The organism is Roseateles sp. FW301-B2 (assembly GCF_058788955.1).
This window is the reverse complement of record NZ_JBYTBE010000064.1, coordinates 1-10717: the sequence shown is the minus strand read 5'-3', so window position 1 is coordinate 10717 and position 10717 is coordinate 1. Positions and strand designations below refer to the sequence as shown.

Annotated in this window: 8 protein-coding genes; 5 read left to right on the top strand and 3 right to left on the bottom strand. The window is 71.2% G+C overall.

The features are described 5' to 3' along the window. Positions 1-1694: tetratricopeptide repeat protein (locus AC3WQY_RS24410; RefSeq protein WP_492711192.1), on the top strand; the 1694-nt coding region annotated here is incomplete at its 5' end. Between the two features lie 7 nt (positions 1695-1701). Then, the gene (locus AC3WQY_RS24405; RefSeq protein ID WP_285232613.1) at positions 1702-2259 is read left to right on the top strand and encodes a tetratricopeptide repeat protein; all 558 of its coding nucleotides are present in this window, start codon (positions 1702-1704) and stop codon (positions 2257-2259) included. A gap of 11 nt (positions 2260-2270) precedes the next feature. Here AC3WQY_RS24405 and AC3WQY_RS24400 read toward each other — a convergent pair whose 3' ends face one another. Next, positions 2271-3566, bottom strand: coding sequence for an NAD(P)-binding domain-containing protein (locus tag AC3WQY_RS24400; protein WP_492711190.1), 1296 nt, complete (start codon positions 3564-3566; stop codon positions 2271-2273). Positions 3567-3674: 108 nt separating this feature from the next. Here AC3WQY_RS24400 and AC3WQY_RS24395 point away from each other — a divergent pair, with 108 nt between their 5' ends. After that, entirely contained in the window at positions 3675-4328 is a 654-nt protein-coding gene (locus tag AC3WQY_RS24395) for a response regulator transcription factor (RefSeq protein WP_285232615.1), read from the top strand. Beyond that, the gene (locus AC3WQY_RS24390; RefSeq protein WP_492711188.1) at positions 4325-5632 is read left to right on the top strand and encodes a histidine kinase dimerization/phospho-acceptor domain-containing protein; all 1308 of its coding nucleotides are present in this window, start codon (positions 4325-4327) and stop codon (positions 5630-5632) included. The genes AC3WQY_RS24395 and AC3WQY_RS24390 overlap by 4 nt, the downstream gene beginning before the upstream one ends. Here the strand turns inward: AC3WQY_RS24390 and AC3WQY_RS24385 are convergent. After that, positions 5566-6516 carry a LysR family transcriptional regulator gene (locus tag AC3WQY_RS24385; RefSeq protein WP_492711187.1) on the bottom strand — a complete coding sequence of 317 codons (951 nt, stop codon included), beginning with the start codon at positions 6514-6516 and terminating at the stop codon, positions 5566-5568. The genes AC3WQY_RS24390 and AC3WQY_RS24385 overlap by 67 nt on opposite strands. A gap of 94 nt (positions 6517-6610) precedes the next feature. Between AC3WQY_RS24385 and AC3WQY_RS24380 the strand changes: the two genes are divergently transcribed. Continuing rightward, positions 6611-8602 carry an alkyl/aryl-sulfatase gene (locus tag AC3WQY_RS24380; RefSeq protein ID WP_492711185.1) on the top strand — a complete coding sequence of 664 codons (1992 nt, stop codon included), beginning with the start codon at positions 6611-6613 and terminating at the stop codon, positions 8600-8602. Between the two features lie 15 nt (positions 8603-8617). Here the strand turns inward: AC3WQY_RS24380 and AC3WQY_RS24375 are convergent, their stop codons facing one another. Then, the gene (locus tag AC3WQY_RS24375) at positions 8618-10357 is read right to left on the bottom strand and encodes a hypothetical protein (RefSeq protein WP_492711184.1); all 1740 of its coding nucleotides are present in this window, start codon (positions 10355-10357) and stop codon (positions 8618-8620) included. Positions 10358-10717: the final 360 nt, after the last annotated feature.

Genomic DNA, 10717 nt, shown 5'->3' with positions numbered 1-10717 from the left:
CGCCCACCCCCATGCCCGCTCCCGGCCCGCAAGCCCAGGGCAAGGCCGAGGCCCTGCTGGCGGCGGCGCGCCAGGCCATCGCGGCCGGCGAGCATCAGCAGGCCATCAACCAGCTCGACGAGCTGCTGGCCCTGCCGCCCAGCAGCGCCACGCAGGAGGCCCAGGAGCTGATCGCCCAGGCGCGCTGGCGCCAGGGCGACCCTGAGCGCGCACGCGCCGAGTACGAGCTCTACCTCAGGCTCTACCCGCAGGGCGCGGGCGCCGACCGTGCCCGCGAGGCCTTGCTCACCCTGGCCCCGCCGGCGCCGCAGGTGGTGGAGGCCGGTGCGCAGCCCGCCGTCACCACCACGCTGAGCGGTTCGCTCGCGAGCTTCTACTACGGCGGCCAGTCCAAGATCCGCACCCAGGACTTCCAGGACTCGCCGCTCAGCGGCCTGCCCGAGCTGGTGTCCGATGCCACCCTTTCCAACACCGACCAGAAGCAGCTGATCTCCAGCGTGGACATCAACTGGCGCCGCCGCGATGCCGACAGCGACCTGCGTCTGGTGCTGCGCGACAGCTACAGCGCCGACCTGCTGCGCAGCGCCAAGAGCAAGAACAAGCTCTCGGCCCTCTATGCCGACTACCGCCTGCAGAGCCAGGGCCTCAGCCTGCGCCTGGGCCGGCAGTCGCCCACCGGCGCCGGCGTGATGGGGCGCTTCGACGGCGCACAGCTCGGTTACCGCTTCAGCCCCAAGTGGCGCGTCAATGCGGTGGCGGGCCGGCCCTCGGACAGCCTGCTGCAGAGCCAGCGCCATTTTTACGGTGCCTCGCTGGATGCCGACGAACTCGCCAAGGGCCTGGGCGGCAGCGTCTACCTGATCGAGCAGCGCATCGATGGCGAGATCGACCGCCGCGGTGTGGGCAGCGAACTGCGCTTTCTCGCCGGCAATCTCTCCGCCTCCGGCATGCTGGACTACGACACCCAGCTGCGCGGCCTCAACATCGCCTCGCTGCAGGCCACCTGGACCTCGGAGCAGAACATGGTGGTCAACGCGCTCTACGACCGCCGCTCCACCCCCATGCTGATGCTGGGCAACAGCCTGTTCTTCCAGAACCCGGTGCTGGGCGTGCAGGCCTCGCGCCTGGCCGAGCTGCTGGCCAGCCAGAGCCTGGCCCTGCTGCGCCAGCAGGTGCGCGACACCACCGCCTACAGCACCCAGGCGATGCTGAGCGTGACGCGGCCCATCAGCACCAACTGGCAGCTCGGCGCCGACCTGCGCCTGACCAATGTCGGCGCCCTGCTGCCGGTGCCCGACATCCTGCCCAATGGCCAGCCCGGCACCGGCAATATCTGGAGCAGCGGCCTGCAGCTGATCGGCACCAATCTCTACTCGGCGCGCGACACCCATGTGCTGGTGCTGAGCCTGCTGAAGGGCCTCAGCTACACCGGCAAGCTGCTGTCCTACAACAACTCCTCCAGCATCGGCGGCGGCTGGCAGCTGGAGCCAGCGCTGCGCTACTACCTGCAGAACGACAGCAACGGCACGCGCAGCCAGCGCTGGGCCCCCGGCCTGCGCGTCACCTACCGCGCCAGCAGCAAGCTGGCGCTGGAATCCGAGCTGAGCATGGAGTTCAGCGACGTCAGCGGCCCGAACCGCAACGAGTCCTCGAACCGCTCGTTCTGGTACTTCGGCCTGCGCTACGACCTCTGAGGCATCGATGACGGACAACATCGCCAACACCACCACCCAGCTGCAGCAGCTCGACGCGCTGGCCCAGGCCGGCGTACTGAGCGCCAGCGCGCACCAGGCCGCGCGCAGCGCGCTCGAGCAGGCCATGCTCGGCGCCCTGCTGGGCCAGACGCCCGCCCAGAGCCGCCGCGCCGGCCTGGCCACGCGCTGGCTCTGGGGCCTGGCGGGCGCGGGCCTGCTGGGCGCCGCCGCGCTGGCCTATGCCTTGACAACGCTGGACGGCGGCGGCCCTGCCCCAGCCCCCAGCGCCGCCGCCCCGGGCACGCCCGCCAGCGCGCCGCATGCATTGGGCGACCAGCAGATGCTGGCGATGGTGCAGGGCCTGGCCGAGCGCCTCCGGGCCAGGCCCGACGACGCCGCCGGCTGGGCCATGCTGGCGCGCTCCTACGCCACCCTGGGTCGCCATGCCGAGGCCCTGCCGGCCTATGTGAAGGCGCTGGCCCTGAGCCCCGACGATGCCGGCCTGAAGGCCGACTATGCCGCCGCACTGACGCGCCAGGCCGCGCTGGGCGGCGCCAAGCCCTGAGTCAGGGCCGATCAGGCGCTGCCGTGCTTGGTCTGGAAGGCGATGCCCATCTGCTGCAGCAAGGGGATGGGTAGCACGCCGCCGGCGCACACGATCACCGCATCGTTGGGGCGCTGCAGCTCGCCGCTCGCGCCGCGCAGGCGCACGGCCTCGGGCGCGATCTCCAGCAGCTCGCTGCCCAGCAGCAGCTCCAGCCGGCCGGCCTCGGTGGCCTGCTGCAGGGCGCGCCGGTTCTTCTCCTTGACGCGGTTGAAGGCGGCGCCGCGGTAGCTCAGCGCCACCGTGGTGGCGGGCTGCTCGGCCAGCGCCAGCGCCGCCTCCAGCGCGCTGTCGCCGCCGCCCACCACCAGCACGCGCTGGCCACGGTATTGCTCGGCATCCACCAGGCGGTACACCACCTTGGGCAGTTCCTCGCCGGCCACCTCCAGCTTGCGCGGCGAGCCACGCCGGCCGATCGCCAGCAGCACCGAGCGCGCCGCATGCCTGCCGGCATTGGTGTGCACCACGAAGCCCTCGCCGCGGCGCTCGACGCGCTCCATGCGCTCGCGGAAATGCAGGCTGAGGCCGGTCTTCTCGACCACGCCATGCCAGAACTCCAGCAGCTTCTCCTTGGACACCTCGCTCATGCGCACCGTGCCCACCAGGGCCAGCTTGACCGGGGCCGTCATCGCGATCTTGTTGCGCGGGTAGTGGTAGACCGCGCCGCCGAGCGAATCCTCCTGCTCGATCAGGCGATAGCGCAGGCCATGCTGCATGGCCGCCAGGCCGGCCGAGATGCCGGCGGGCCCGGCACCGACGATCACCACATCCAGCTCAGCGGGCCCGGCGCGGCGCTGGCGCAGCGCCTCGACGGCCTGGCGACCCTGTTCGGTGGCCTTGCGTATCAGGCCCATGCCGCCAAGCTCGCCGGCGATGAAGATGCCCGGCACATTGCTCTCGAACTGCGGCGTGATGCTGGGGATGTCGACGCCGCGCCGCTCGGTGCCGAACACCAACGAGATCGCCTCCACCGGGCAGGCCGCGTGGCAGGCGCCATGGCCGATGCAGGCCGAGGCATTGATGAGGGTGGCGCGCCCGCCCACGATGCCCAGCGCACCCTCCGGGCAGGCCGTGGCGCAGCCGCCCGAGCCGATGCAGCGTGCCGGGTCCACCACCGGATGCAGCGAGGGCGGCTCGTTGAGCCCGGCTTCTTGCGCCTGCTGGTGCGCCTGGGCGGCGCCACGCTCGCGCCGGCCGCGCAGCCACAGGTGCAGGCCGACCGCGCCGGCGGCGAGCGTGCCATAGATCAGGAGGTGGTCCGGCTGCATGGGGGTGTCTGCGTGGGGCCTGCGTTTATGCCGCGGCAAGCTGAAGCCAGGCTGAAGCCGGCGCCCGGCGCGGGATGCTACCGTCGAGCCTGCGATCACCACACCATCATGCGCCTGCTGCTGCTTGAAGACGACGAAATCCTGGGCGAGGGCCTGCGCGACTTCCTGCGCCTGGAAGGCCATGTGGTGGACTGGTTCACCCGCCTGCTGGATGCCCAGACGGTCATCAGCGAGCCCTACGACGCGCTGCTGGTGGACTGGCAGCTGCCCGACGGCTCGGGGGTCGAATGGATACGCGGCCTGCGCGCGCGCGGCGTCACCACGCCCAGCCTGGTGCTGACGGCGCGCGACCTGCTGAGCGACCGCATCAAGGGCCTAGACAGCGGCGCCGACGACTATCTCGTCAAGCCCTTCGCGCCCGAGGAGCTGGCCGCCCGCCTGCGCGCGGTGCGCCGCCGCAGCGCGGCCCAGGGGGCGCCGCGCATGCGCATCGGCGCGGTCGAGATCGACAGCAGCGCCAAGGCGGTCTACCGCGAGGGCCAGCGCGTGGAGCTGACCGCGCGCGAATGGGCGCTGCTGGATGCGCTCTCCGCGCGCGCCGGCCGGGTGGTCTCCAAGCCCGACCTGGACGCGCTGGTGAGCGGCTTCGAGGGCGAGGTGTCCAGCAATGTGCTGGAGGTGCATGTGTTCAATCTGCGCCGCAAGCTGGGCCGCGAGCTGATCCAGACGGTGCGCGGTCTCGGCTACCGCATCGGCACATGAGCCCGCCGCCCTCGCTGCGCCACGAGCTGGCGCGCATCCTCACCCTCACCAGCCTGGGCTGGCTGGCGGCGGTGTTCCTGGTGGTGGCACTGAGCGTGCGCCATGAGGTCGACGACCTGCTGGACAACACCTTGCAGGAATCGGCCGAGATGCTTTACGGCATGCTGGTGCTGCACCACCACGACATGCCGCGCGGCGCCGGCGTCACCATGCCGGCGCCGCCGCACGAGGAGAGCCTGGTGTGGCAGATCGTCGATGCGCGCCAGCAGGTGGTGCTGCGCTCGCACCGCGCGCCCACCACGCCGCTGCTGCCGGCCTTCAAGCCCGGCTTCAGCGATGCCGAGGCGCACAGCCGCGTCTATGCGATGGCGCTGCCGCAGGACCAGGAGGTGCTCTACGTCGGCCAGCCCGGGCCGGACCGCATCGAATCGCGCTACGAGGCGATCGGCCTGGTGGGCGCCAGCGCCCTGCTGGTGGGCCTGGGTTGCGCGCTGTGGCTGCGTCGGCGCGTGCGCCAGGCCATGCTGCCGCTGCAAGAGCTCTCGCAGCAGGTGCAGGCCTACGACCCCACGCGTGCCGCCACCGATCTGCCGCCGCCGGCGCGGCAGGAATTCGTCGAGGTGCGCGCCGCCATCATGGAGCTGGGCCAGCGCCTGGCGCGCCGCCTGGCCAGCGAGCAGGCCTTCGCCGCGCATGCCGCCCATGCGCTGCGCACGCCGCTGGCCGGCATGGAGGCGCAGCTGGCGATCGCGCTGAAGGAGGCCTCCAGCGCCGGCCGCCCGCGCCTGGAGCGCACGCGCGAGGCGGTGCACCGGCTCAAGCGCGTGGTCAGCTCGCTGCTGCTGCTGTTCCGCAGCGAGGGCGAGCTGCAGGTGCAGGACATCAGCCTGGCCAGCCTGGTGCCGCATCTCGCGCCGGAGGCGCTGCAGGTCGAGGTGCAGCAGCAGGGCCCGCTGCGCGCGGACCCGAATCTGCTGGCGGCCGCGCTGGCCAATCTGTTCGAGAACTGCCGCCGCTATGGCGCCAGCCGCTGCGTGCTGCGCTGCGAGCCCGACGGCGCGGCCCAGGTGCTGACCCTGCTGGACGACGGCCCCGGCCTGAGCGCCGAGCGGCGCGCCGCACTCGGCGCCCAGCTGGTGCAGGCCGACAGCGAGACCGGCCTGGGCCTGCGCCTCGCCGCGCTGGTGGCGGGCGCCCATCAGGGCCGGCTGCTGCTGTGCCCCGGCGGCCTGGGCGCTCAGGGCTTCGGCGTGAGCCTGCGGCTGTGGGACAGCGCCGCCCCGCCCTCGCCCGGCAAGGCCTGAGCCAGCTCGCGCGCCAGCTGCAGGGCCAGGCCGGCGGCCGGCGAAAGGCTGCGGCCGCGCAACCAGATCGCATGCATGGCGATCGCCATCGCCGGCGCGGCCCCGCCCATGCGCAGCCGCTTCAAGCCCTTGAACTCGGCCGCCACCGCATGCGGCAGCAGCACCAGGGTGTCGCTGTCGCGCGCCAGGCGCGCCAGCGTCGTCATGTCATCGCATTCCAGCTTGAGCGGCAGCGCCTGCGTGGCACCCAGGCCGAAGGCGGCGCGCAGCATCTCGCGCAGCGGCGGCGAGGCCGCGACGGTGGCGATGCCGGCCTCCAGCACCATCGCCACGCTGAGCTCGCGCTTGCGCGCCAGCGCATGCGTGGGCCGGCAATAGATGCCGCCATGGATGGGCCCGAGCGCCTCGGTCTGCAGGCGCGCGTCGGCCGGCAGCATGCGCGGATCGGCCAGGAAGAAGTCGATCTGCTCGGCATGCAGCAGGGCCAGCAGGCTGTCGGCATGGCCGCTGCGCACGCGCGTCACCACCCGCGGTTGCTGGCGCTGCAGCGCCACCAGCAAGGGCGGCACGATGGTGGCGGCCGGCACCGGCCCGGCACCGAAGTTCAGCTCGCCCAGCAAGCCCTCGCGCAGCAGCTCCAGGTCGCGCTTGAAGCAATGCTGGTCGAACAGCAGCTGGCGCGCGCGCTCCACCACCACCTTGCCGGCCGGCGTGAGCTGGGCGCCGCGCGGGCCGCGGTCGAACAGGCGCAGGCCGAGCTTGGCCTCCAGCGCCTGGATGCTGCGGCTGAAGGCCGCCTGGCTCAGATGCACCCGCTCGGCCGCGACGACGAAGCGGCCACAGTCGGCCAGGGCGATCAGGTGCTGCAGCTGGCGCGGATCCATTATGTGTTTGGCGCAATGAATGCCGATTCATTATGCATTGGACATCCGGCCGGACTGGGCCGAAGCTGCGCCAGCGCACCCACCGGAGATGCCCTTGAAGAACTGCCTACCGACCACTTTCGCGATGCTGTTGCTGCCGATGTTGCTGGCGGGCCTATCCGGCTGCGGCAAGCCAGGCAGCGGCATCGGCGGCAGCGCCAGCGAGGCCGCCGCCAGCGTGCAGGCCCTCAATGCCCAGCTCGCCAAGGAGCTGCCGCTGGCCGACCCGCAGGACTTCGAGGACGCCAGGCGCGGCTTCATCGCCCGCCCCGAGGGCAAGATCACGATGGCCGATGGCACCGTGCTGGTGGACTTCGACGCCTTCAAGTTCGTCAGCGGCCCGGCGCCCGACAGCGTCAACGCCAGCCTCTGGCGCCATGCGGCGCTGAACGCGCAGATCGGCCTCTTCAAGGTCAGCGAGGGCATCTACCAGCTGCGCGGCTTCGACATCGCCAACATCACCCTGATCGAGGGCAAGAGCGGCTGGATCGTGGTGGACGCCCTCACCTCCAGGGAGAGCGCCGCCGCCGCCATGGCTTTTGCGCGCCAGCAGCTCGGCAACAAGCCGGTCAGCGCGCTGGTGTTCACGCACAGCCATGCCGACCATTTCGGCGGCGCGCTGGGCGTCGTCACGCCCGAGGAAGTAGCGGCGCGCAAAATCCCGGTGGTGGCGCCGGCGGGCTTCATGGAAGAGTCCACCAGCGAGAACGTGATGGTGGGCACGGCGATGGCGCGCCGCTCCATCTACCAGTTCGGCCGCGACCTGGAGCGCTCGCCCAAGGGCCTGGTGGACACCGGCCTGGGCAAGAACGTGGCCTACGGCAGCATCGGCATCCTGCCGCCCAACCAGCTCATCACCGAGGCCACGCAAGACCTGACCCTGGACGGCGTGCGTTTCGTGTTCCACAACGTGCCGGGCGCCGAGGCCCCGGCCGAGCTGAGCTTTGCCCTGCCCGAGCTGAAGGCCTATGGCGGCGCCGAGAACCTGGCCCAGACCATGCACAACCTGCTGCCGGTGCGCGGCGCCAAGGTGCGCGATGCGCTGCGCTGGTCGCAATACATGCAGCAGGCGCTGGAGCAGGTGCAGGCCGCGGGCGCCGAGGTCTATTTCGGCCAGCACAACTGGCCGATCTGGGGTCAGGCGCGCATCGGCCGCTTCATCACCACGCACCGCGATGTCTACAAGTACACGCATGACCAGACGGTGCGCCTCATCAACGCCGGCCTCACGCCACGCGAGATCGCCGAGCAGATCCAGCTGCCCAAATCGCTGCAGCAGCATTTCGGCGCGCGCGGCTACTACGGCGATCTGCGCCACAACGTCAAGGCGGTCTACCAGCATTACCTGGGCGCCTACGACGGCAACCCCGCCAACCTCAACCCGCTGCCGCCGGCCGAATCGGCCAAGCGCTATCTGGCCCTGATGGGCGGCGCCGACAAGGCGGTGGCCGCGGCGCAGCAGGCGTTTGACCAGGGCGAGTACCGCTGGGCCGCCGAGCTGCTGAACCAGGTGGTGTTCGGCGCGCCCGAGCATGCCGGCGCCAAGCAGCTGCTGGCGCACACCTACGAGCAGCTGGGCTATGCCGCCGAGGCCGCCACCTGGCGCAACAGCTACCTGACCGCCGCGGCCGAGCTGCGCCAGGGCCCGCCGGCTCAAGGGGTAAGCCGCGCGGCGCTGATCGACATGCTGGCGCAGACGCCGACCGAGCGTTTTCTCGAAGCGATGGCCGCCGGCCTGAACGGCCCCAAGGCCGAGGGCGTGGACCTGAAGGTCAAGCTGGTGCTCAGCGATGTGGGCGAAAGCTATCTGCTCTGGACCGAGAACGCGGTGCTGCACCACCGCGCGGCCAAGCCGGCCGACCCCGAGGCCGACGCCACGCTGACCCTCACCAAACCCATCTTCATCAAGATGATGGCCGGCACCGCCGGCGTGAAGGACACCTTGCTGAGCGACGACCTGAAGACCGGCGGCAGCCGCATCGCCCTGGTGCGCTTCTTCGGCCTGATCGACAAGGCGCCTGGCAACTTCGCGATCGTGACGCGCTGAGCGCCGCCGGCGGGATCAGGCGCCCGCCGCCGGCGCATGCGCCAGCCGGCGCTGCAGCGCCTCCCAGCGCAGGGCTTGCCACTCGAGGCCCACGGTTCGCAGGGCGTCGCACAGCGCGGCCACCTCGTCCGCGCGCAGCGCCCGGCCGTCGCGCGGGCGACCGATCAGCACGAAGGCCTCGAGCTCACGCTGGCGCGACAGCACCAGCGCGAGTTCGCCCGGCAGCGTCGAATGCACCTCGTCGTGCCGCGCCACCGCATGGCCGGCGCGCAGGGCCACGGCCAGGGGCTCGTCGGCGGCGAGCGCCTCGGGCGCGTCGATCGCCAGGGCCTGCTGGCGCCGCCAACGGCCATCGGCCCGCCGCGCGTAAAGCGCGGCGCCGGCCCCGGCGGTGAAGCGATCGATGGCGGCCAGCAGCGCCTTGTCCAGCGCCGGCAGCTCGGTATGGCCACGGGCATCGGCGGCAAAGCGCGCGAGATCGGCCTCGCGCACTACCCATGGGCCGAAGAACACGCGGTCCACCGTCCATTCGGCGAGCGGCTTGAGCCTCGGGTAGGCCAAGGCCACCAGGGCCGCCAGCACGGCATTCAGCAGCCCCGCCTTGGCCGGGTCGTCGAAGTGCAGCAGGCGGCCGATCAGCAGGCTGAGAAACTGAAAGCTGCCCAGCAGCACGCCGCCGACGAGGGTGAAGACCAGCGAGCGGTTCAGCGCCAGCCCCATATCGAGCACGCGGTGGCGCAGGATCGCGTAGCTCAGGCCGAACAGCGACGCCAGCGAGCCGATCACGGCCAGCGGACTCAGCAGGGGCTGCATCGCGGCGCCGAGATGGTCGCCAAGATAGGTCGCGTAGCTGACGCTCCAAAGCAACGCGAAGGCGCCGAGCAGCCAGTTGAAGCGTTGCCGCAGCTCGCCGCTGCTGCGCCGACGGCCGTCCCAGAACGCCACCAGCATCAGCGTGCCGACGGCGCCGATGTAGGGTACATGGACCCAGTCGATCCAGCTCGCCGGGACGAGCCAAAGCCCCAGGCCGATGGCCGCGGCCTCCACCAGCACGAGCGCCACCAGGAACAGCGGCAACACCCGGCGCAGCGCGCGGCGCCAGCCCAGCGCCTGCTCGTTCGGATAATGGACGGCAAACCAGAGGCCGAAATACCAGCCCGGCGCCAGCGCCAGCCAGAACACCACAGACAGCAGGGCCGCGAGCGTGGCATCGGTGGTGTAGTTCATGCCCAGATTCAAGGACCACCAGAGGAATGCCAGTGCCAGCGCGCGGCTCGTCTTGATATGCGCCTGCCGCAGCCCGATCAGCAGGCCGAGCAGCGTGCCCAGCACGCACAGGGTGGCATTCAGCACGAAGTTCACGCGCTCGGCGCTCCGGATCGGCCAGCCCACGGTCGTGATGCGCGCCGACAGCGCGCTGCCATCGCGCACCAGGGTCATCGCGACGACCTCGCCGGGCAGGTAGGCCCGGCCCTGACCGAGCCAGCGTTCGGGCTGCAGCACATCGCCGACCCGCACGCCGGCCTGCGGCGCCTGCGACCAGGGCTCGAACCCACGCACGAGCGTGGCGCGGCGCCCGTCATGCATCACCGCATCGCCTTGCAGGCCCAAGCGACCCTCGGTGCCGCGCATGAACGTCGACACCGCGGCCGTGCATTCGATGCCCATCACCGTGAACGAGAACAGGAAGAAAGCGATCAGCAAGGCCTTCCAGCGTCCGGTGCGGAGTTTCAAGCCGGTGGTGATCAGGTCCATGGGCAGCAATAGTAGGCGCAAGGCCGGGCTGACGCTGACCCTCGCCACATCCATCTTCATCAAGATGATGGCCGGCACCGCCGGCGCAAGGGCGGCTTGCCGAGCGCCGATCTGAAGGCCAGCGGCAGCCGCGTTGATCTGGTGCGCTTACTTGGCCTGATCGACAAGGCGACGGGGATTTGCGATCGCGATGCGATGGCGCAGCGGCGGGAACAGGGCGCTGGTGCGGCGCGAGCTCACGTGCGGCCTGGCGGGTGCATGGCGCGGAGTGACAGGAATGCAGGGCGGATTCAACCGGTCATCGCAACACATTCGCTGAATCGCTCAGCGGGCGTTTGGAAGCCGAGCGTCTTGCGTGGC

What these genes read in the sequence shown, in the direction of transcription:
- AC3WQY_RS24405 (WP_285232613.1), top strand. Translation starts at nt 1,702, where the DNA reads ATGACGGACAACATCGCCAACACCACCACCCAGCTGCAGCAGCTCGAC.
- AC3WQY_RS24400 (WP_492711190.1), bottom strand. Translation starts at nt 3,566, where the DNA reads ATGCAGCCGGACCACCTCCTGATCTATGGCACGCTCGCCGCCGGCGCG.
- AC3WQY_RS24395 (WP_285232615.1), top strand. Translation starts at nt 3,675, where the DNA reads ATGCGCCTGCTGCTGCTTGAAGACGACGAAATCCTGGGCGAGGGCCTG.
- AC3WQY_RS24390 (WP_492711188.1), top strand. Translation starts at nt 4,325, where the DNA reads ATGAGCCCGCCGCCCTCGCTGCGCCACGAGCTGGCGCGCATCCTCACC.
- AC3WQY_RS24385 (WP_492711187.1), bottom strand. Translation starts at nt 6,516, where the DNA reads ATGGATCCGCGCCAGCTGCAGCACCTGATCGCCCTGGCCGACTGTGGC.
- AC3WQY_RS24375 (WP_492711184.1), bottom strand. Translation starts at nt 10,357, where the DNA reads ATGGACCTGATCACCACCGGCTTGAAACTCCGCACCGGACGCTGGAAG.